Here is a 19,276-nt window from a genome sequence, read left to right on the forward strand (position 1 = left end):
TCTTAAATGAACATGGTTTCCATATCGATGGAACCGTCAGGAACGGCGCACGTGGGAGGCAGATTGCAGCCGCACACCTTGGGACCGGACGACGCCGACACGCCTCCGGAATCGGTCAACGCCGAGGCGTGGCACACGTACGGGACTCACCACCTCAGGCGCGGCACCGTCCTGGCGGAGGTGGAGCGGATCGACTGGGGCTTCTGGGGCACCGGGCCGGGGGACGAGATCCTCGGCGAGCTGTCGGGCAGGCGGGTGCTGGACCTCGGGTGCGGACCGGGCCGGCACGCGGCCCACCTCGTCCGCGCGTACGGGGCGACGGTGGACGCGGTCGACGCCTCACCGAGCCAGTACGAGCGGGCCCGTGCCCGCTACGACTCGCTGCCCGGGCTGCGGCTGGTGCGGGCCGACGCGGTCGAACACCTGCGCGCGGTGACGCAGCCGTACGACGTCGTCTACTCCGTCAACGCCGTCCCGTACATCGATCCCCGGCGGCTGCTGCCCGCCCTGGCCGGGGCGCTCCGGCCGGGCGGAACGCTCTGCTTCACCGTGCTGCACACCAACTCCCGCGGAGACGGCCCCTCCCCCGTCGTCGAGTCCCGGCCCGAGATCCTGCGGCTCGCCGGTGGCGGCGAGGTCACCGTCCGGATGTGGGTACTCGCCCCGGACGTCTGGGCGGAGCTGCTCACCGAGCACGGGCTGCGCGTCGAGCACATCGACGTCCTCGACGCGCCGGACGAGGACAACCACGTCTCGTACCGCGTCTTCCGGGTGACGCGTCCCGTGCGCGTCTCCTCCCGCCCGCGCACGTCCCGGCCTCCGGTCGCGCACGCGACGCTCGGCGTCGGCACCATCCTGCACGGCCCGCGCGGCCTGCTGCTGGGCCGCCACCGCCGGGGGACGTGGGAGCTTCCCGGCGGGACGGTGGAGCCCGGCGAGTCGCTCCAGGAGACGGCCGTGCGGGAACTCGCCGAGGAGACCGGGCTCACGGCCCGGCCGGAGGACGTACGGCTCCTCGGCACGCTCCTCGACCACGTGGACGGCGTCGTACGGGTCACCGTGGCCGCCCGGGTGACGGCCTGGCAGGGAGAGCCGGCCGACCAGCCCGACGAAAGCGTCGGCCACTGGCGCTGGTTCCCCCTGGACCGGCTGCCGGAGAACCTGTTCGTGTGCAGTGCCCAGGCCCTCACCGCCTGGCGCCTCGGACTGCCGGTCGACCACGCGCCGGCCCACTTCACCCCGTACGCCGGATGAGCGACGGATCGGGTGCAACCCCACCGCAACCTTCGCCGTGCTGCACTCGGTGACCATGGATGAGGTATCCGCACACGCCCCGTACGACGAAGTCCCGCGCGTCGAGCTCACGCCCGCGGCAGCCGACCTGCTGCGCCGGCTGCGTGAGACGCACGGTCCGCTGATGTTCCATCAGTCCGGCGGCTGCTGTGACGGCAGCGCCCCCATGTGCTACCCGGCGGGCGAGTTCCGCACCGGCGGCTCCGACGTGCTCCTCGCCGAGCTGGAGGTGGCGGGGGTGGAGGAGCCGGTGACGTTCTGGATGGCGCGCAGCCAGTACGAGGTGTGGAGCCACACCCGGCTGATCGTGGACGTGGTCGAGGGCCGGGGCAGCGGGTTCTCGCTGGAGGCGCCCGAGGGGGTGCGTTTTCTCACCCGTTCGCGGGTCGTCGGCGCATAGACACCGCGGCGGTCACGGTCGTCTGCTGCACTTTCCCTGAGTCCTGGAGACAGTTGACCAGATATCAGGGGGAACTGTGACGCATCGTCAGAGACGGTTCGGAGCGGGCAGAACGGCGCTGACGTTTCTCGCGGTACTCGGCACGCTGGCCGGTGCGGCCCTGGTGGGGGCGGCACCGGCCGGCGCCGTGCGGGGCTGGACCGAGATCGCGCCGGGTGTCGGGTACGAGCAGTTCGACATCCCGGCGGCCAAGGGCGTGACGCACGCCCATGTGCTGAGCGTCGACCTGCGCGATCCGCGCGTACACCTGGAACTGCTGTACCCGGGGACGGTGGCCGCGCGGGCGCCCGTCTCCGGCATGGCCGACGCGGCCGGCGCCGTGGCCGGCGTCAACGGCGACTTCTTCAACATGACCGAGACCCAGCACCCGGGTGTCGAGGCCACCGGGGCGAGCGTGGGCCCGGCCGTCGCGCAGGGCCGGGCGCTCAAGGGGGCGGTGCCGAACGGCCAGCGCTTCGGCCCCGCGCTGCCGCCCGGCACGAGCACCGAGGACGTGATCGGCGTGGGCACCGACCGCCGGGCCCGGCTGGACGCGCTGGCCCTGGACGGATCGATCCGGACGCCCGAGGAACAGCTGCCGCTCGGCGGGCTCAACCAGTACGCGCTGCCGGTCGGGTCCATCGGGGCGTTCACCGAGGAGTGGGGCGCCGCGTCCCGGGTCCGCGCCACCTGCGGCACGGACACGGACCGGGCCGCGCCGTGCAGCACGGACACCTACGAGGTGACGGTGCGCGGCGGACGCGTCGTGGCGACGGCAGACACGCCGGGCAGCGGTCCGATCGCGCCGGGAACCACGGTGCTCGTGGGCCGGGAGGCCGGAGCGCAGCAGCTGCGCAAGCTCTTCGCGGGCGAGCGGGTGACGGTCCGGCACCGGCTGGTGGCGGCCGCGACCCGGACCCCGTACCGGTTCGCGCTCGGCGGCTACCCGGTCCTCAGGGGCGGACAGCCGCTGCCGGGCCTGGACGGCACGACGTCGACCGTGCGCACCGCCGTGGGCATCGCGGACAGCGGGCACCGCCTGTTGCTGTTCGCGTCGGACGGCGCCCCCGAGTACCGCAGTGGTCTGACCATCGCAGAAGTCGCCGCCACCATGCGGGAGTTGGGTTCGGACGACGCCTTCAACATGGACGGCGGCGGGTCGACGACGCTGGCCGCCCGGGTGCCGGGCGCGAGCACCGTCGCCGTACGCAACCACCCCTCCGCCGGCGTGGAACGCCCTGTCCCGAACGGCATCGGGGTCTTCTCGACCCCGTGAGCCGCGTCAGGGCCGCAGGCTGCTGACGATGTCCGCCGTCGCCGTGAGGCCGCTGTGGATGGTGGGCGCGATGCTCGTGCTGGCCAGGTAGAAGCCGAGCAGCGTGCACACCAGGGCGTGGGAGATCTTCAGCCCGCCGTTGCGCAGGAAGATCACCGCCAGGACCAGCAGCAACAGCACCAAAGAGATGGAAATCGCCATCGTCAGCCTCCTCCGCCACGTCCGCTTCGCGGCGTTCGGCCGCAAGTGTGGCGCAGCGGAGGGTTCGTCCGGGCGGCTGACCTGTCCTCCGAACGTGTGGTGTCCAGATGGTTGTGGCTACCTGGTTGTGTCTATGCGGACCGGTGGGCGTCCAGGAAGGCTTCCAGTCCGGCGAGGTCGTCGGTGTTGACGTAGTCGACGTCGGCGGCCACCAGTTCGGTCCACAGCGCGTCCCGGGTGGGCCCGGCCACGTCCGGGGTGGCCCAGAACCGGACCTTCTGTCCGCGTGAGTGCGCCGCCCGGATGATGCTCCGCAGCTTCTGCCGCTCGAGGTCCGGGAAGGCGCCGACGCCCGCCCAGGTGAAGTTGAGCGTCCAGTTGTCGCTGATCAGCGGGATGAAGGAGGCGGGGGCCGAGGTGCCGAGGTCGGCGAGCCGGCCGTCGTAGAACGCCCGCCGTACGGTCTGCGTCTCCATCGGCGTGCGGGCGGCCCGGTCGCCGGAGATCACGGCGGTGACCGGGCCGGGGAAGACACGGCCGTGGGCGTATGTCGTGAACAGGTGCTTGTAGCGCCGGAGACGGCGGTCGAGTTCGAGGTACGTCGACGAGCCCTCGGTCTTGATGTCGATCAGCAGTTGCAGGGGCCGCCGGTACCCCCGGTACACGGAACCGTGGTTGGCCCGGACGCGGGCGGCCAGCGGGTCGAGGTAGAGGGACTCGAGGGTGCGGGCCGGGTCGAGGTCGACGGGGTCGTGGGCGACGAGGAGCTGGTCGCCGACGAGGAAGATGTCGGCCTCGAGGCTGCCGAAGCGGTGGTCGAGGGCGTCGAAGAGGGGACGCGGGTGCTCGTAGTCGTTGTGGGCGTGGGCGCGCCACAGCGGGCGGGGGCGGTGCTTCTGCTCTCCGGCCAGCGCGCTGCCGGCGGGCAGGGCGACCGAGCCCGCGAGGGCGGCGCCGAGGGTGGTGAGGACTCTGCGGCGGGTGGTGAGGGCCATGCTCTGCCTCCCTGGTGATGCCGTATGGGACCGCAGCGAGTATGCGGTTCATACGGGCCCAAGGAGCAGTGTCGGAAGAGGAGTTGGCCGGACTGCCGCTGCCCGTTCACTTCTTCGGAGCAGGGCTCACGAAAAAGCCCGCCCCTGGTGGGACGGGCTTTTCGCGGATTTCTCCCAGGCGTACGTCAGGGGGCCTGGAGGTCGACCAGTTCGGCCAGTGCCTCCCGGTGGCCGCCCGCGGTGCCGTACGCGATCGAGTCGGCCTTCGCCCGCTTCAGGTAGAGGTGGATCGGATGCTCCCAGGTCATGCCGATGCCGCCGTGCAGTTGCAGCGCCTCCTCGGCGGCACGGACGGCGACGGGGGCGGCGTACGCCTGAGCGACGGCGACCGCGACGTCGACGTCCTCGCCGGTCGCGAGGGCGTCAGCGGCGTTGCGGGCCGTGGCGCGCAGGTTGACGACCTCCAGCCACAGCTGGGCGAGCCGGTGCTTGAGCGCCTGGAAGCCGCCGACGGGCCGGTTGAACTGCTTGCGTTCCTTCAGGTAACGGACCGTCTCCGTCAACGTCCAGTCGGCGAGGCCGAGTTGCTCGGAGGCGAGGAGTCCGGCTCCGGCGCGCAGGGCCCGTCGCACGGCGGGTTCGGCGTCGCCGATCCGGCGCGCGGACGCCCCGTCGAAGGTGACGGTCGCGAGCGGCCGGGTCAGGTCCAGCGACACCTGCGGGGTGACGGTCACGGCGTCCGCGTCGACCGCGTACAGCCCGCCGTCGTCGGCCGGAACGAGCAGCACCTCGGCGGCAGCCGCATCCGCGATGCCGGTCAACTCCCCGTGCAGGGAGCCGTTTTCCTGTCGCACGGCCTTGAAGGCGCCGCCCGGAGCGACGTTCAGCGCGACGGCGAGGGCGCCGATCCCGCGTCCGGAGGCCAGCTCGGCGAGAAGGTCGTCGGCGTCGCAAGCCAGCAGGGCCTCGGTGGCGACGACGGCGCTGGTCAGATATGGGACGGGGGCGACCGCGCGCCCCAACTCCTCCAGCACGACGGCGACTTCGCGATGGGTGGCGCCCTGGCCGCCTCGTTCCTCGGGCACGAGGAGGCCTGCGAGGCCCATGCCGTCGGTGAGCGCCTTCCACAGTTCGGGGTCGTGCGGCTGGTCGGACTCGGTGCGTGTGATCACTCCGGCGGCGTCGCAGTGGTCCGTGAGCAGGTCGCGGACGGCGGCGCGGAGCGCCTCTTCCTCCTCCGAGTACAGCAGGTCGGGCTGCGTGCTCATCGGGCCAGGTCCTTCCATGCGACGTCCTTGTCGGTGCGCGGCTCGGCCGGCAGGCCCAGGACACGCTCGGCGACGATGTTCAGCAGGACCTCGGTGGTCCCGCCCTCGATGCTGTTGCCCTTGGAACGGAGGTAGCGGTAGCCGGCCTCGCGGCCGGTGAAGTCCACCAGCTCCGGGCGGCGCATGGTCCAGTCGTCGTACAACAGGCCTTCTTCGCCGAGGAGTTCGACCTCCAGGCCGCTGATCTCCTGGTTGAGACGGGCGAAGGCGAGCTTCATGCCGGAGCCCTCGGGGCCGGGCTGGCCGGCCACGAGCTGCTGGCGCAGCCGCTCGCCGGTGAGGCGGGCGACCTCGGCCTCGACCCAGAGCTTCAGCAGGCGCTGGTGCAGGTCGTGGGTGCGCAGTCCGGGACGTTCGCGCCAGGTCTTCGAGACGGGGCCGATCATGCCGCCCTCACGGGGCAGGCGCATGCCGCCGATGGCGACGCGTTCGTTGTTCAGAGTGGTCTGCGCGACCCGCCAGCCGTCGCCGACCCCGCCCAGGCGCCGCGAGTCCGGGATCCGGACGTCGGTGAGGAACACCTCGTTGAACTCGGCCTCGCCGGTGATCTGCCGCAGCGGGCGCACCTCGACACCCGGGTCGGTCATGTCGCAGATGAAGTAGGTGATGCCCTGGTGCTTGGGCACGTCCGGGTCGGTGCGGGCGATGAGGATGGCCCAGCGGGCGATGTGGGCGCTGGACGTCCACACCTTCTGCCCGTTGACGACCCAGTCATCGCCCTCACGGACGGCCCGGGTGCCGAGCGCGGCCAGGTCGGACCCGGCGCCGGGCTCGCTGAACAGCTGGCACCAGACCTCCTCCCCCACCCACAGGGGCCTGAGGTACCGCTCCTTCTGCTCCTCGGTGCCGTAGCGCAGGATCGTCGGAGCGGCCATGCCCAGGCCGATGCCGATGCGCCGCGGATCGTTGTCGGGGGCGCCCGCGGCCTCCAGCTCGGCGTCCACGACGGCCTGGAGGGAGCGCGGGGCACCGAGTCCGCCGAGGCCCTCGGGGTAGTGCACCCAGGCGAGTCCCGCGTCGAAGCGGGCCTTGAGGAAGTCGAGTCGGTCGGTGGTGGCAGACAAGGGGGGCGGGCCCGCGGGGCCCTCGGTTGAGGGCGGTGGTGGGAGACGGGCGGGCGGGTGGGCGGCCAGCAACTCCGCTGTACGGCGCCTGAGGTCGGCTGCGTCGGTCATGCGGCGGCTCCGTTCTGCGGTACGACGGCGACCCGGCCGGTGGTGACACCGTCGGCGACCCGCTGCACGGCGTCCGCTGCCTCGCCGAGCGGCACGCGCTCGCTCACCAGCGGTTTGATCGCGCCCCGGGCGGCCAGTTCGGTGAGCTGCTCGTGGCAGTGCTGGACCAGCTTCGGGTTCTTGGTGTTGTACAGGCCCCAGTGCAGGCCGAGGATCGCGTAGTTCTTCACCAGTGCGTGGTTCAACCCCGGGCTCGGGATGGTCCCGCTCGCGAAGCCCACGACCACGATCCGGCCCTCGAAGGCGACGACCTTCGTGGACTGGGTGTAGGCCTCGCCGCCGACCGGGTCGTAGATCACGTCGGCGCCCCGGCCGCCGGTGGCCTCCTTCACCGCCGCGACGACGTCCTGGCCGCGCCGGTCGATCACGACGTCGCAGCCCAGTTCGCGCGCGACGGCGGCTTTGTCGGCCCCGCCGACGACCCCGATGACGGTGGCCCCGGCCGCCTTCCCGAGCTGCACGGCCGCGCTGCCGACCCCTCCAGCGGCAGCGTGGACGAGCAGGGTCTCGCCGGCCTCCAGCCGGGCCCGCCGGTGCAGGCCGAACCAGCCCGTCTGGTAGCCGATGTGCAGGGCGGCGGCCTCGGCGTCGTCCAGGGAGTCGGGCACGGGCAGGAGAGCGGCGGCGTCCGCGACGGCGTACTCGGCGAAACCGCCGTACGGCAGTGCGGGGTTGGCGATCACCCGCCGGCCGTCCTCGGTCTCGCCGCAGATCTCCACGCCCGGAGTGAACGGCAGCGGGGGCCTGACCTGGTACTGGCCCCGGACCATGAGCACGTCCGGGAAGTTGATGTTCGCGGCGCGCACCTTCAGCAGGACCTGGCCGTCGCCGGGCTCGGGTCGCGCCACGTCCTCCAGGCGCATCACCTCACTCGGCTCGCCGTTCTCGTGCACCTGCCATGCCTGCATGCGGAGCCTCCACGGGACTGCGTCGTCTGACCGGGGTCGGTTCGCATACTAAGCGGTCGCTTGCCGATCAGGCTACCGTCACGTACGTCACGACCGCCGGGGCCGGGCCCGTACGTGCATCCGCTCCCCCTGCGGCCCGAACAGGCTGAGGAACTCCGCCGGCCCCTCCCCCGTCGACCCGAACCAGTGCGGCACGCGTGTGTCGAACTCGGCGGCCTCCCCCGCCGTGAGCACCACGTCGTGCTCGCCCAGCACGAACCGCAGCCGCCCGGAGAGGACGTAGAGCCATTCATACCCCTCGTGGACACGGGGTTCCGGCTCCTCCTTCCCCTGCGGTACGAGCACCTTGAACGCCTGGAGTCCGCCGGGCTGGCGGGTGAGCGGCCAGTAGGTACGCCCGTGCCGCACGATCGGCTGGGCCCGCACCCGCGGATCCCGCACCGGCGGAGCCCCCACCAGCTCGTCCAGAGCCACCTCGTGGGCCCGCGCGATCGGCAGCAGCAGTTCCAGGCTGGGCTTGCGCAGGCCGGACTCCAGCCGTGACAGGGTGCTCACCGAGATGCCGGTCGCCTCCGACAGCCCGGCGAGCGTCGCGCCCCGCTCCTTCCGGATCCGCCGTAGCCGGGGACCGACCTCCGCGAGCACCTCGTCGGTGCCGGTGTCCTCACTCATGACTCCATTGCAGTTTCGGCAAACATGTTTGTCAATGCCGCAGTGGGCGAGCGACCTTTTCCGTGGAGGTGGTCCCCATGACCCAGAAGGACTCGTACGAAGTGGTCGTCGTCGGAGGTGGCACGGCCGGACTCTCCGCCGCACTGGTCCTCGGCCGGGCCCGGCGCCGCACGCTGGTCGTCGACGCGGGCGAGCCGCGCAACGCGCCCGCCGCGCACATGCAGGGTTATCTGTCCCGGGACGGCATGTCCCCGGCGGACTTCCTGGCCGTCGGACGGGAGGAGATCGCTCGGTACGGGGTGGAGCTGGTCCAGGACCGGGCGGTGGACGTCGGCAAGGAGGGGGATTTCGCCGTGGTCCTCGCGAGCGGTCGCACCGTGCGCGCCCGACGGCTCGTGATCGCGACCGGCCTCAAGGACGAGCTGCCGAAGGTGGAAGGTCTCGCCGAGCGCTTCGGACGGGACGTGCTGCACTGTCCGTACTGCCATGGCTGGGAGGTCCGCGACCAGGCGTTCGGCGTGCTCGCCACCACCCCGATGAGCGTGCACCAGGCGTTGATCGTGTCCCAGTGGTCGAAGGACGTGACCTTCTTCCTGCACAAGGTCACCGAGGAGGAGTTGTCGGACGACGACCTGCGCAGGCTGGCCGCGGCCGGGGTCAAGGTGGTGCCCGGCGAGGTCACCGGACTGGTCACGGAGGACGACCGGCTCACCGGGGTCAGGCTCGCTGGGGGTACCCCCTCTGGGGGAGGCACCACGCACCACCGCGAGGTGCTGTTCGTGGCGCCTCGGGCCGTCCCGCAGACCGATCTGCTGCGGCACCTCGGCGCGGAGCTGCGCGAGACCCCGTTCGGCGCGTATCCCGTGGTCGACGAGACGGGCCTGACGACCGTGCCCGGCGTGTGGTCGGCGGGCAACGCGATGGGCTTCGCGGAGCAGGTCGTCAACGCGGCGGCGGGTGGGTACCGGGCGGGCGCCACGATCAACGGGGAACTGCTCATGGCCGACCTCGACGCGGCCGTCCGGGTGTAGACCGTCCCCTTCCGGTGCACCATGGCTGCATGCTGCTGACCCGGCTGGCCCGTGTGTCCCAGGAGGTCGCCGCGACCTCGGCGCGCTCCCGGAAGATCGCGCTCCTCGCCGAGCTGTTCCGGGACGCCGAGGCGGACGACGTACCGATCGTCATCCCGTATCTGGCGGGGCGGCTGCCCCAGGGGCGGCTGGGCGTCGGCTGGAAGGTGCTCAGCCGCCCGGTCGCCCCGGCCGCCGAGCCGAGCCTGACCGTGCGCGAGGTCGACGCCCGGCTCGGCGAGCTGGGCAAGGTCTCGGGCGCCGGTTCGCAGGCCGAGCGGGCCCGGCTGGTCGGCGAGCTGATGGGCGCGGCGACGGAGAACGAGCAGCGCTTCCTGCTCGGCCTGATCACCGGCGAGGTCCGGCAGGGCGCGCTGGACGCGGTCGCGGTCGAGGGGCTGGCCGAGGCGACGGGGGCGCCGCCGACGGACGTACGGCGTGCGGTGATGCTGGCCGGTTCGCTCCAGACGGTGGCCGAGGCCCTGCTGGCGGACGGCCCCGCCGCGCTGGACCGCTTCCGGCTGACCGTCGGCCGCCCGGTCCTGCCGATGCTGGCGCACAGCGCCTCCTCGGTGGCCGAGGCGGTCGACAAGCTCGGCGCGTGCGCGGTGGAGGAGAAGCTGGACGGCATCCGCGTCCAGGTGCACCGCGAGGGCGACACCGTACGGGTCTACACCCGCACTCTCGACGACATCACCGACCGGCTGCCCGAACTGACCTCCGCCGCCCTGGAGTTGCGGGGTGAGCGCTTCATCCTGGACGGCGAGGTCATCGCCTTCGACGAGGACGGACGCCCCCGCTCCTTCCAGGAGATCGCCGGTCGCGTCGGTTCGCGCGCGGACGTGACGACGGCCGCGCGGGCGGTCCCCGTCTCCCCCGTCTTCTTCGACGCCCTGTCCGTCGACGACCGCGACCTGCTCGACCTGCCGTTCGCCGAGCGGCACGCGGAGCTGGCCCGGCTGGTGCCCGAGCCGATGCGGGTACGGCGCACGCCGGTGTCCGGGCCCGAGGAGGTGCACACGGCCGAGGAGTTCCTCGCCGAGACGCTGAAGCGCGGCCACGAGGGCGTCGTCGTGAAGTCCCTCGACGCCCCCTACAGCGCGGGCCGCCGCGGCGCGTCCTGGCTGAAGGTCAAGCCCGTCCACACGCTCGACCTGGTGGTCCTGGCGGCCGAGTGGGGCCACGGCCGCCGTACCGGCAAGCTCTCCAACCTCCACCTCGGCGCCCGTACGGCCGACGGCTCCTTCGCGATGCTCGGCAAGACCTTCAAGGGCATGACCGACGCGATGCTGACCTGGCAGACCGAGCGGCTCCAGGAGCTGGCGGTGGACGACAGCGGATACGTGGTCACCGTACGCCCCGAGCTCGTCGTGGAGATCGCCTACGACGGCCTGCAGAAGTCCACGCGCTACCCGGCCGGCGTCACCCTCCGTTTCGCCCGTGTGGTCCGCTACCGCGAGGACAAGCGCCCGGAGGACGCCGACACGGTCGAGACGCTGCTCGCAGCCCATCCCGAGGTGAAGCCGTGAAACACAGCGCGGGCCTGCTGCTCTTCCGCCACACCGACCTCGGCCTGGAGGTGTTGCTCGGCCACATGGGCGGCCCCTTCTTCACACGGCGCGACGCGGGGGCGTGGACCGTGCCGAAGGGCGAGTACGACCCCGAAGAGCCCGCCTGGGACGCGGCCCGCCGCGAGTTCCAGGAGGAGCTGGGGCTGCCACCGCCCGACGGCGAGGCCGTGCCGCTCGGTGAGGTGCGGCAGACGAACGGCAAGATCGTCACGGCGTGGGCGGTCGAGGCGGACCTCGACCCGGCGACGATCGATCCGGGCACGTTCCGGATGGAGTGGCCGCCGAAGTCCGGGCAGTTCCAGGAGTTCCCCGAGCTGGACCGCGTGCGGTGGTTCGACCTCGACCGCGCGCGGGCCGTGATCGTCAAGGCGCAGGCCGCGTTTCTCGACCGCCTGGCGGAGCACTCGACCTGAGCAGATGCCCACGCGTTGCGGTGCACACCGCCGCGCGGGAAGGTCGGAACACAGCCCGTCCCCAGGGAGGTCAGCCATGCCCATCGCAACGGTCAACCCGGCGAACGGCGAGACACTCAAGACGTACGAGGCCATGGGCGAGGAGGAGATCGAGCGCAGGCTCCAGCTCGCGGAGGCCACGTTCCGCACCTACCGGACGACGACCTTCGCCGAGCGTGCCCGCCTCCTGAACCGGGCCGCCGATCTCCTCGACGAGGACCAGCAGGACATCGCCCGCGTGCTGACCACCGAGATGGGCAAGCCCATCAAGCAGGCCCGCGCGGAGGCCGCGAAGTGCGCCAAGGCGATGCGCTGGTACGCCGAGCACGCCGAGGAACTGCTCGCCGACGAGGAGCCCGCCGACTTCGACGTGAAGGACTCCGGCGCCTCCCGCGCCCTGGTCCGCTACCGGCCGGTGGGACCGGTGCTCGCGGTGATGCCGTGGAACTTCCCCCTCTGGCAGGTGATCCGGTTCGCGGCCCCGGCTCTGATGGCAGGCAACGTGGGCCTGCTCAAGCACGCCTCGAACGTCCCGCAGACCGCCCTCTACCTGGAGGACCTGTTCCACCGCGCGGGCTTCACCGAGGGCTGTTTCCAGACCCTGCTCATCGGCTCCGCCGCGGTCGACGACATCCTGCGCGACGAGCGCGTCAAGGCGGCCACCCTCACCGGCAGCGAGCCGGCGGGGCGGGCGGTGGGATCCACCGCCGCGGAGATGATCAAGAAGACGGTGCTGGAGCTGGGCGGCAGCGACCCGTTCGTGGTGATGCCGTCCGCCGACATCGACCGGGCGGCCCAGGTCGCGGTGACCGCACGCGTGCAGAACACCGGGCAGTCGTGCATCGCCGCGAAGCGGTTCATCGTGCACGCGGACGTGTACGACGCCTTCGCCGAGCGGTTCGTCGAGGGCATGAAGGCGCAGAAGGTCGGCGACCCGCTGGAGGAGGAGACGGAGGTCGGCCCGCTGTCGAGCGAGCGGGGGCGGGACGACCTGGAGGAGCTGGTCGACGACGCGAGGCGCGGCGGAGCGACGGTGCTGTGCGGTGGCGAACGGCCCGACGGGCCCGGCTGGTACTACCCGCCGACCGTGCTGGCCGACATCACCCGCGAGATGCGCATCCACCGCGAGGAGGCCTTCGGGCCGGTCGCCACGCTGTACCGCGCGGCCGACCTGGACGAGGCCGTGCTGATCGCCAACGACTCGCCGTTCGGGTTGAGTTCCAATGTCTGGACGCGGGACGAGACCGAGGTCGACCGCTTCGTACGGGACCTGGAGGCGGGCGGTGTGTACGTCAACGGGATGACGGCGTCCCATCCGGCGTTCCCGTTCGGTGGAGTGAAGCGGTCCGGGTACGGGCGTGAGCTGTCCGGGCACGGAATCCGGGAGTTCTGCAACATCACGACCGTTTGGCACGGTGCGTGAGCGCTGCGCGGCTACCATCCCGTTTGTGAACCGCGAAGTGACTCTGCCTCTGATCGTCGACGACCGCGGGACCTTGCAGGTGGCTGCCGCCGATGTGAGCAAACTGCTCCGCACGGTGGGCGGGAGGTGGCTGCATCTTGTGGAGGCCGGGGCGGACGGGCTCGATGAGGACACGGTGGCTGCGTTGACCATCGAGTTGGCCAAGCTGGCCGATCGTATTGACGTGGCCTGCATCGCTCATAGCAGCGGGGGTGCGCCGTAGGGGATGGCGTTCCCCGATACGGAGTAGCCCGGCGCGACATCGCCGCCCCGCCGGGTGATCGTGGGTGGGACCACGCTCACGACTTCCGCGAAGAGACGGCATGAGCGAACAGACCCTCACCGAGATCCTGCCCCCGATCCGGCACTGGCCGGCGCTCGACCTGGCCGGCGTCGACTTCGACCCAGTGCTGACCGAGCTGATGCGCGAGGGCCCGGTCACCCGGATCCAGCTGCCCAACGGCGAAGGCTGGGCCTGGCTGGTGACCCGCTACGAGGACGTGCGGATGGTGACCGACGACCCCCGGTTCAGCCGCGAGGCCGTCATGGACCGGCAGGTCACCCGGCTCGCCCCGCATTTCGTTCCGGCTCGGGGCGAGGTCGGCTTCCTGGACCCGCCCGACCACACCCGGCTGCGCCGCTCGGTGGCCGCCGCCTTCACCGCGACGGGCGTGGCGCGCGTCCGCGAGAAGTCCCGTCACATGCTCGACGAACTGGTCGACGAACTGCTTCAGGACGGCCCGCCCGCCGATCTCACCTCGACCGTCCTCAGCCCGTTCTCCATCGCGGTGATCTGCGAGCTGATGGGCGTCCCGGCCGCCGACTGGCACGGCATGCACACCTGGACCCACCTCATCCTGTCCGCCTCGCACGGCGCCCAGGTCGGCGAGAAGGCCAGGAACGAGATGGGCGCGTACTTCGCCGGGCTCATCGGCGAGCGCGAGGGCAGCGCGGACGAGGACGTCACCTCGCTGCTCGGAGCCGCCGTGGGCCGCGGCGAGGTGACCCTGGAGGAGGCCGTGGGGCTCGCGGTGCTCCTGCAAATCGGCGGTGAGCCGGTCACCCACCACAGCGGCCAGATGTTCTACGTCCTCCTGACCCGCCCCGGCCTCGCCGAACGGCTGCGCGCCGACCCGGAGATCCGCCCGAGGGCCATCGACGAACTGCTGCGCTACATCCCGCACCGCAACGCGGTCGGGCTGTCGCGGATCGCCCTGGAGGACGTGGGCATCAGGGGCGTACGGATCCGGGCGGGCGACGCGATCTACGTGTCGTATCTGGCCGCGAACCGCGACCCGGACGTCTTCCCGTTCGCGGAGACGATCGACTTCGACCGCGGCCCGAACCCGCATCTCTCCTTCGGCTCCGGCCCGCACTCCTGCCCCGGCGCGATGCTCGTCCGGCTGGAGTCCGAGCTGCTGGTCGACGCGCTGCTGGACGGGATTCCGGATCTGAGGCTCGCCGTACCGCCGGAGGAAGTCCCCTTCCGGAAGGGGACGTTGATCCGCGGGCCCGAGACTCTGCCCGTCACCTGGTCCCACGGGTGAGTGCCCACGGCGCTATCGAATCGGCATCCCCGACAACGTCCGCGCGATCACCAACCGCTGGATCTCGCTCGTGCCTTCGAAGATCGTGTAGATGGCGGCGTCACGGTGCATCCGCTCGACCGGGTACTCCCGCGTGTAGCCGTTCCCGCCCAGGATCTGGATCGCCTGGGCCGTGACCTTCTTCGCGGTCTCGCTCGCGAACAGCTTGGACATCGAGCCCTCGGCCGCCGTGAACTGCTTGCCGTTGACCGCCATCCAGGACGCCCGCCAGACCAGGAGGCGAGCCGCGTCGATGGACGTCCGCATGTCCGCCAACTGGAAGGCGACGCCCTGGTTGTCGATGATCGGCCGGCCGAACTGCTCACGCGTCTGCGCGTAGTCGAGGGCGACCTCGTACGCGGCCCGGGCGGTGCCCACGGCCATGGCGCCCACCGCCGGACGCGAAGCCTCGAACGTGGCCATCGCCGCGTTCTTCACGCGCTCGCCGCCCGCCTTCGCCTTCTCGCGGGCGCGGGCCAGCCGCTCGTCCAGCTTCTCCTTGCCGCCGAGCAGGCAGGACCCGGGCACGCGGACGTTGTCCAGGATCACCTCGGCGGTGTGCGAGGCGCGGATGCCGTGCTTCTTGAACTTCTGGCCCTGGGCGAGACCGGGCGTGTTCGGCGGGACGATGAAGGACGCGTGTCCCTTGGAGCCGAGCTCCGAGTCGACGACCGCGACGACGACGTGGACGCCCGCGATGCCGCCGTTGGTCGCCCAGGTCTTCGTACCGTTGATCACCCACTCGTCCTTGGCCTCGTCGTACACGGCCCGCGTCCGCATCGAGGCCACGTCGGAACCGGCGTCCGGCTCTGAGGAGCAGAAGGCGGCGACCTTGACATCGTTGGCATCGCCGTACATCTGGGGGATCCAGGTGCCGATCTGCTCCTCGGTGCCGTTGGCGAGGACGCCGACGGCGGCCAGGCCCGTGCCGACGATGGAGAGGGCGATGCCGGCGTCGCCCCAGAACAACTCCTCCATGGCCATGGGTATGCCGAGGCCGGTGGGGTCGAAGTACTGCTGGGCGTAGAAGTCGAGGGAGTAGATGCCGACCTTGGCGGCCTCCTGGATGACCGGCCAGGGAGTCTCCTCACGCTCGTCCCATTCGGCGGCTGCGGGCCGGATCACATCGGCGGCGAAGCCGTGCAGCCAGTCCCGGACCTCCTTTTGTTCGTCGTTGAGCTCCATGGTGAACTCGGCCATGTCCCCTCCAGCGGCGCACTTGCATGTTACTTGCGGTAACCGAGTCTGTTACCGGTCGGTAGGAAAAGTCAACTCCTGATGACCGCCCGGCAGCCCGTTCGATGCACTGGGCATGCTGAGTGTTAGTTTGCGCAGGCGTTACCTAACAGCACGGGTGGGGAGAGCTCATGGACACCACGCAGCGGACCGATCAGCAGCGGTCCGCCGACCGCCGTCGGCGCGAGCTGCTGGAGGCCGCGGACCGAGTGGTGCTGCGCGACGGCCCACACGCCTCGATGAACGCCATCGCCGCGGAGGCCGGTATCACGAAGCCCATTCTCTACCGGCACTTCGGCGACAAGGGTGGACTCTACGCCGCGTTGGCCAAACGGCACACAGATGCGCTGCTGGATTCGCTGCGGGCCGCGCTGGACGCGCCTGCGGACCGGAGGGAGCGGGTCGAGGCCACGCTGGACACGTACCTCGCGGCGATCGAGGCGCGGCCTCAGGTGTACCGGTTCCTGATGCATCCGGCGGAGGGGGGCCACAGCGGTGATCAGGGCTTCGATGTCGGCAAGAACAGCATTCCGCTGTTGCGGCGGATGGGTGAGGAACTGGCTCAGGTCATCGAGGATCGGTTGGATCTGGGGCCGGGGAGTGAGCAGTTGGCTCGGGTGTGGGGGCATGGGATCGTCGGGATGATGCATGCGGCGGGGGACTGGTGGTTGGGGGAACGTCCCTGTTCTCGTGCGGAGTTGGTGCGGAGTTTGGCGGACCTGTTGTGGGGGCGGCTCGCTGCCGCGGGGGACAAGGTGGGGGGTCCGGGGTTCTGACGGTCGTATTTCGTGTGCGGGTTCGTGGGGCTTGTCGCGCACCTGAAGTCGGACCACTCACCTACTCCAAGAAGCTCGGGCCACTTGTCGCATCCAGCGGCGGTGGCGCCAGCCCTTCAGATGGTCTGCGTACACCTTGCCCTCCAGGTGGTCGCATTCGTGCTGCAAGCATCTGGCGAAGAAGCCCGTGCCGTGGACCGTCAGCGGCTCGCCCGTCATCGTGAAGCCCTCGACCACCGCGTGGTCGTAGCGCTCCACTCCCGCCTCCAGGCCCGGCAGGGACAGGCAGCCCTCCGGGCCCCGCAGCACCACGCCGTCGCCTTCCACCAGCCGCGGGTTGACCACGTGACCCAGGTGACGCACCTCCTCGTCGTCCGGGCAGTCGTAGACGAACACCCGGAGTCGCTCCCCCACCTGATTCGCCGCCAGGCCCACACCCTGCGCCGCGTACATCGTCGCGAACAGGTCCTCCACGAGGGTCGCCAGCTCGGGGCCGAAGTCCGTGACGTCCTTGGACGGGGCGTGCAGAACCGGGTCGCCGAGCAGCGTGAGAGGGCGGACGTGCCCGTGGGCACCCGGGATGGAGCCGTTTCGCATGGCGGCAAGGGTACGGTCCCGGCGGCCCGCGCCCGCCGCGAAGGCACAGGTGCGATTCGGGAGTGCGAATGGATCTCGGTAGGCTGACCACCTACCACGTTGCCGTCAGGCAGAGGCGCGGCGCGTACGCAAGGAGGATCGAGAACTGATGTCAGGCAACTCGGACCCGCTCACGCCGCGGGCCAAGCTGGCCGTGACCGCGGGCAAGGCGGTCGCGGCGGCGTCGCGCGCCGCGGGGCGCGGCAGCGGTTCGGTGATCGGCGGCCGGGTGGCACTCAAGCTCGACCCCGACCTCCTCGCCCGGCTCGCCCAGAACCTGGACGTCATCCTGGTGTCGGCGACCAACGGCAAGACCACGACCACCCGGCTGATCGCCGAAGCGCTCCGGGCTGCGGGCCCGGTTGTCTCCAACGCGCTCGGCGCCAACATGCCGGCCGGCATCACCTCGGCGCTGGCGGGCAGCTCGGACGCGAGATACGGCGTCATCGAGGTCGACGAGAAGTACCTCGCCGGCGTCGCCCGGGACACCGCCCCGAAGTGCATCGCCCTGCTCAACCTCTCCCGCGACCAGCTCGACCGCGCCGCCGAGACCCGCATGCTCGCCGAGAACTGGCGGGAGGGGCTCGCCGGTTCCAAGTCCGTGATCGTGGCCAACGCGGACGACCCGCTGGTGGTGTGGGCCGCGTCCTCCTCCCCCAACGTGATCTGGGTCGCCGCCGGGCAGATGTGGAAGGACGACGCCTGGTCCTGCCCGTCCTGCGGTGGCGTGATGCAGCGGCCCGGCGACGACTGGTTCTGCGGTGAGTGCGGCTTCCGCCGTCCCACGCCGAGCTGGGCGCTGTCCGGTGACCATGTTCTCGACCCGCACGGCTCCGCCTGGCCGATCCACCTCCAGCTGCCGGGCCGCGCCAACAAGGCCAACGCCGCCTCCTCGGCCGCCGTAGCCGCCGTCTTCGGGGTGCCGCCGCAGGTCGCCCTGGAACGCATGTACCAGGTGCAGGCGGTGGCCGGGCGCTACGACGTCGTCCAGTTCCAGGGCCGGGACCTGCGGCTGCTGCTCGCCAAGAACCCGGCGGGCTGGCTCGAAACGTTCAGCCTGATCGATCCGCCGCCGACCCCGGTGATCCTCTCCGTGAACGCGCGCGGCGCCGACGGCACCGACACCTCCTGGCTCTGGGACGTCGACTACACGCGTCTGACCGGCCACCCGATCTGCGTCATCGGCGACCGGAGGCTCGACCTCGCGGTGCGCCTGGAGGTCGCGGGCCAGCACTTCCAGGTGTACGAGAACCTCGACCAGGCCGTGCAGATGTGCCCGCCGGGCCGGATCGAGGTCATCGCCAACTACACCGCCTTCCAGGACCTGCGCCGACGCGTCGGCAACTGACGTAATCCGAGGACAATGAGTTCATGAGCGACAACAGCCTGCGGGTCGTCTGGATCTACCCCGACCTGCTCAGTACGTACGGCGACCAGGGCAACGTCCTCGTCGTGGAGCGCCGGGCGCGGCAGCGCGGCCTCGACGTGGCCCGGCTCGACGTGCGCAGCGACCAGCCGATCCCGACCTCCGGCGACATCTACCTGATCGGCGGCGGCGAGGACCGGCCGCAGCGGCTCGCGGCGGAGCGGCTGCGCCGGGACGGCGGACTGCTCCGGGCCGTGGAGAACGGCGCGATCGTCTTCTCGGTGTGCGCCGGCTACCAGATCCTCGGCCACGAGTTCATCAACGACCTCGGCCAGCGCGAGCCCGGTCTCGGTCTGCTGGACGTGGTGTCCGTGCGCGGCGAGGGTGAGCGGTGCGTCGGTGACGTGCTCGGGGACATCGACCCGCGTCTGGGCCTGCCCTCGCTGACCGGCTTCGAGAACCACCAGGGCGTCACCCACCTCGGCCCCACCGCCCGCCCGCTGGCCAAGGTGCGGCTGGGCAAGGGCAACGGCACGGGGGACGGCACGGAGGGCGCGTACAACGACACGGTCTTCGGTACGTACATGCACGGCCCGGTGCTGGCCCGTAACCCGCTCATCGCCGACCTGCTGCTGAAGCTGGCGCTGGACGTCAACGCGCTGCCGCCGACCGACGACCGGTGGTACGAGGCGCTGCGCAACGAGCGCATCGCGAGCGCGCAGCAGCCCGCGTGAGGTTTCGTACACCGGGTGTCCGACCTGGTGTAACCAGCCC

Annotated in this window: 20 protein-coding genes; 12 read left to right on the top strand and 8 right to left on the bottom strand. The window is 71.3% G+C overall.

Annotation, left to right across the window (positions count from 1 at the left end; translation table 11 throughout):
- Positions 1 to 51 precede the first annotated feature (51 nt).
- From ABT063_RS42285 to ABT063_RS42295, 3 genes are all read left to right on the top strand, one after another.
- A complete protein-coding gene (locus ABT063_RS42285; RefSeq protein ID WP_351066271.1) occupies positions 52 to 1,254 on the top strand; it encodes a bifunctional class I SAM-dependent methyltransferase/NUDIX hydrolase in 1,203 nt (400 codons plus the stop codon).
- Between the two features lie 55 nt (positions 1,255 to 1,309).
- Entirely contained in the window at positions 1,310 to 1,693 is a 384-nt protein-coding gene (locus ABT063_RS42290; protein WP_351066272.1) for a DUF779 domain-containing protein, read from the top strand.
- Positions 1,694 to 1,769: 76 nt separating this feature from the next.
- Complete coding sequence (locus ABT063_RS42295; RefSeq protein ID WP_351066273.1) at positions 1,770 to 3,008, top strand: phosphodiester glycosidase family protein; 1,239 nt, start codon at positions 1,770 to 1,772, stop codon at positions 3,006 to 3,008.
- A 6-nt stretch (positions 3,009 to 3,014) separates the two neighbouring features.
- Here ABT063_RS42295 and ABT063_RS42300 read toward each other — a convergent pair whose 3' ends face one another.
- From ABT063_RS42300 to ABT063_RS42325, 6 genes are all read right to left on the bottom strand, one after another.
- A complete protein-coding gene (locus ABT063_RS42300; protein WP_095752904.1) occupies positions 3,015 to 3,209 on the bottom strand; it encodes a hypothetical protein in 195 nt (64 codons plus the stop codon).
- A 131-nt stretch (positions 3,210 to 3,340) separates the two neighbouring features.
- Positions 3,341 to 4,204 carry a phosphatidylinositol-specific phospholipase C/glycerophosphodiester phosphodiesterase family protein gene (locus ABT063_RS42305; protein WP_351066274.1) on the bottom strand — a complete coding sequence of 288 codons (864 nt, stop codon included), beginning with the start codon at positions 4,202 to 4,204 and terminating at the stop codon, positions 3,341 to 3,343.
- A 185-nt stretch (positions 4,205 to 4,389) separates the two neighbouring features.
- Positions 4,390 to 5,472: an acyl-CoA dehydrogenase family protein gene (locus ABT063_RS42310; protein WP_351066275.1), complete on the bottom strand. Its 1,083-nt coding sequence runs from the start codon at positions 5,470 to 5,472 to the stop codon at positions 4,390 to 4,392.
- Positions 5,469 to 6,707: an acyl-CoA dehydrogenase family protein gene (locus ABT063_RS42315; RefSeq protein WP_351066276.1), complete on the bottom strand. Its 1,239-nt coding sequence runs from the start codon at positions 6,705 to 6,707 to the stop codon at positions 5,469 to 5,471. Before ABT063_RS42315 ends, ABT063_RS42310 begins: the two co-directional genes overlap by 4 nt.
- Complete coding sequence (locus ABT063_RS42320) at positions 6,704 to 7,675, bottom strand: NADPH:quinone oxidoreductase family protein (protein ID WP_351066277.1); 972 nt, start codon at positions 7,673 to 7,675, stop codon at positions 6,704 to 6,706. The genes ABT063_RS42315 and ABT063_RS42320 overlap by 4 nt, the downstream gene beginning before the upstream one ends.
- An 87-nt stretch (positions 7,676 to 7,762) precedes the next feature.
- Positions 7,763 to 8,347, bottom strand: a complete 585-nt coding sequence (locus ABT063_RS42325; RefSeq protein WP_351066278.1) for a helix-turn-helix domain-containing protein — start codon at positions 8,345 to 8,347, stop codon at positions 7,763 to 7,765.
- A gap of 77 nt (positions 8,348 to 8,424) precedes the next feature.
- Here ABT063_RS42325 and ABT063_RS42330 point away from each other — a divergent pair, with 77 nt between their 5' ends.
- The 6 genes from ABT063_RS42330 (at position 8,425) to ABT063_RS42355 (ending at position 14,449) form a co-directional block, all read left to right on the top strand.
- The gene (locus tag ABT063_RS42330; protein WP_351066279.1) at positions 8,425 to 9,378 is read left to right on the top strand and encodes an NAD(P)/FAD-dependent oxidoreductase; all 954 of its coding nucleotides are present in this window, start codon (positions 8,425 to 8,427) and stop codon (positions 9,376 to 9,378) included.
- Positions 9,379 to 9,407: 29 nt separating this feature from the next.
- A complete protein-coding gene (locus ABT063_RS42335) occupies positions 9,408 to 10,946 on the top strand; it encodes an ATP-dependent DNA ligase (protein ID WP_351066280.1) in 1,539 nt (512 codons plus the stop codon).
- Positions 10,943 to 11,401: an NUDIX hydrolase gene (locus ABT063_RS42340; RefSeq protein WP_351066281.1), complete on the top strand. Its 459-nt coding sequence runs from the start codon at positions 10,943 to 10,945 to the stop codon at positions 11,399 to 11,401. Before ABT063_RS42335 ends, ABT063_RS42340 begins: the two co-directional genes overlap by 4 nt.
- 76 nt (positions 11,402 to 11,477) lie before the next feature.
- Positions 11,478 to 12,863, top strand: coding sequence for an NADP-dependent succinic semialdehyde dehydrogenase (locus ABT063_RS42345; protein WP_351066282.1), 1,386 nt, complete (start codon positions 11,478 to 11,480; stop codon positions 12,861 to 12,863).
- A 25-nt stretch (positions 12,864 to 12,888) separates the two neighbouring features.
- Positions 12,889 to 13,125, top strand: a complete 237-nt coding sequence (locus ABT063_RS42350; protein ID WP_095752989.1) for a DUF6213 family protein — start codon at positions 12,889 to 12,891, stop codon at positions 13,123 to 13,125.
- 100 nt (positions 13,126 to 13,225) lie between these two features.
- On the top strand, positions 13,226 to 14,449 hold the full coding sequence (locus ABT063_RS42355; RefSeq protein ID WP_351066283.1) for a cytochrome P450: 1,224 nt from the start codon (positions 13,226 to 13,228) through the stop codon (positions 14,447 to 14,449).
- A 12-nt stretch (positions 14,450 to 14,461) separates the two neighbouring features.
- Here ABT063_RS42355 and ABT063_RS42360 read toward each other — a convergent pair whose 3' ends face one another.
- Positions 14,462 to 15,688 (bottom strand): acyl-CoA dehydrogenase family protein, encoded by a 1,227-nt coding sequence (locus ABT063_RS42360; RefSeq protein WP_351066284.1) that lies wholly within the window; start codon positions 15,686 to 15,688, stop codon positions 14,462 to 14,464.
- A 167-nt stretch (positions 15,689 to 15,855) separates the two neighbouring features.
- Here ABT063_RS42360 and ABT063_RS42365 point away from each other — a divergent pair, with 167 nt between their 5' ends.
- On the top strand, positions 15,856 to 16,500 hold the full coding sequence (locus tag ABT063_RS42365) for a TetR/AcrR family transcriptional regulator (protein ID WP_351066285.1): 645 nt from the start codon (positions 15,856 to 15,858) through the stop codon (positions 16,498 to 16,500).
- Between the two features lie 57 nt (positions 16,501 to 16,557).
- Here ABT063_RS42365 and def read toward each other — a convergent pair whose 3' ends face one another.
- Positions 16,558 to 17,097, bottom strand: coding sequence for a peptide deformylase (gene def, locus ABT063_RS42370; protein WP_351066286.1), 540 nt, complete (start codon positions 17,095 to 17,097; stop codon positions 16,558 to 16,560).
- A gap of 148 nt (positions 17,098 to 17,245) precedes the next feature.
- Here def and ABT063_RS42375 point away from each other — a divergent pair, with 148 nt between their 5' ends.
- The gene (locus ABT063_RS42375) at positions 17,246 to 18,484 is read left to right on the top strand and encodes a MurT ligase domain-containing protein (RefSeq protein ID WP_351066287.1); all 1,239 of its coding nucleotides are present in this window, start codon (positions 17,246 to 17,248) and stop codon (positions 18,482 to 18,484) included.
- 23 nt (positions 18,485 to 18,507) lie between these two features.
- A complete protein-coding gene (locus ABT063_RS42380) occupies positions 18,508 to 19,236 on the top strand; it encodes a type 1 glutamine amidotransferase (RefSeq protein ID WP_351066288.1) in 729 nt (242 codons plus the stop codon).
- The last annotated feature ends 40 nt before the right edge of the window (positions 19,237 to 19,276 follow it).

It is taken from the genome of Streptomyces sp. NPDC002838 (assembly GCF_040295365.1).
Lineage (GTDB): Bacteria > Actinomycetota > Actinomycetes > Streptomycetales > Streptomycetaceae > Streptomyces.

Bases quoted from the DNA above. Each gene is read 5' to 3' on its own strand.
- ABT063_RS42290 (WP_351066272.1), top strand. From the start codon at position 1,310: ATGGATGAGGTATCCGCACACGCCCCGTACGACGAAGTCCCGCGCGTC.
- ABT063_RS42300 (WP_095752904.1), bottom strand. From the start codon at position 3,209: ATGGCGATTTCCATCTCTTTGGTGCTGTTGCTGCTGGTCCTGGCGGTG.
- ABT063_RS42305 (WP_351066274.1), bottom strand. From the start codon at position 4,204: ATGGCCCTCACCACCCGCCGCAGAGTCCTCACCACCCTCGGCGCCGCC.
- ABT063_RS42310 (WP_351066275.1), bottom strand. From the start codon at position 5,472: ATGAGCACGCAGCCCGACCTGCTGTACTCGGAGGAGGAAGAGGCGCTC.
- ABT063_RS42315 (WP_351066276.1), bottom strand. From the start codon at position 6,707: ATGACCGACGCAGCCGACCTCAGGCGCCGTACAGCGGAGTTGCTGGCC.
- ABT063_RS42320 (WP_351066277.1), bottom strand. From the start codon at position 7,675: ATGCAGGCATGGCAGGTGCACGAGAACGGCGAGCCGAGTGAGGTGATG.
- ABT063_RS42325 (WP_351066278.1), bottom strand. From the start codon at position 8,347: ATGAGTGAGGACACCGGCACCGACGAGGTGCTCGCGGAGGTCGGTCCC.
- ABT063_RS42330 (WP_351066279.1), top strand. From the start codon at position 8,425: ATGACCCAGAAGGACTCGTACGAAGTGGTCGTCGTCGGAGGTGGCACG.
- ABT063_RS42335 (WP_351066280.1), top strand. From the start codon at position 9,408: ATGCTGCTGACCCGGCTGGCCCGTGTGTCCCAGGAGGTCGCCGCGACC.
- ABT063_RS42345 (WP_351066282.1), top strand. From the start codon at position 11,478: ATGCCCATCGCAACGGTCAACCCGGCGAACGGCGAGACACTCAAGACG.
- ABT063_RS42355 (WP_351066283.1), top strand. From the start codon at position 13,226: ATGAGCGAACAGACCCTCACCGAGATCCTGCCCCCGATCCGGCACTGG.
- ABT063_RS42360 (WP_351066284.1), bottom strand. From the start codon at position 15,688: ATGGCCGAGTTCACCATGGAGCTCAACGACGAACAAAAGGAGGTCCGG.
- ABT063_RS42365 (WP_351066285.1), top strand. From the start codon at position 15,856: ATGGACACCACGCAGCGGACCGATCAGCAGCGGTCCGCCGACCGCCGT.
- def (WP_351066286.1), bottom strand. From the start codon at position 17,097: ATGCGAAACGGCTCCATCCCGGGTGCCCACGGGCACGTCCGCCCTCTC.
- ABT063_RS42375 (WP_351066287.1), top strand. From the start codon at position 17,246: ATGTCAGGCAACTCGGACCCGCTCACGCCGCGGGCCAAGCTGGCCGTG.
- ABT063_RS42380 (WP_351066288.1), top strand. From the start codon at position 18,508: ATGAGCGACAACAGCCTGCGGGTCGTCTGGATCTACCCCGACCTGCTC.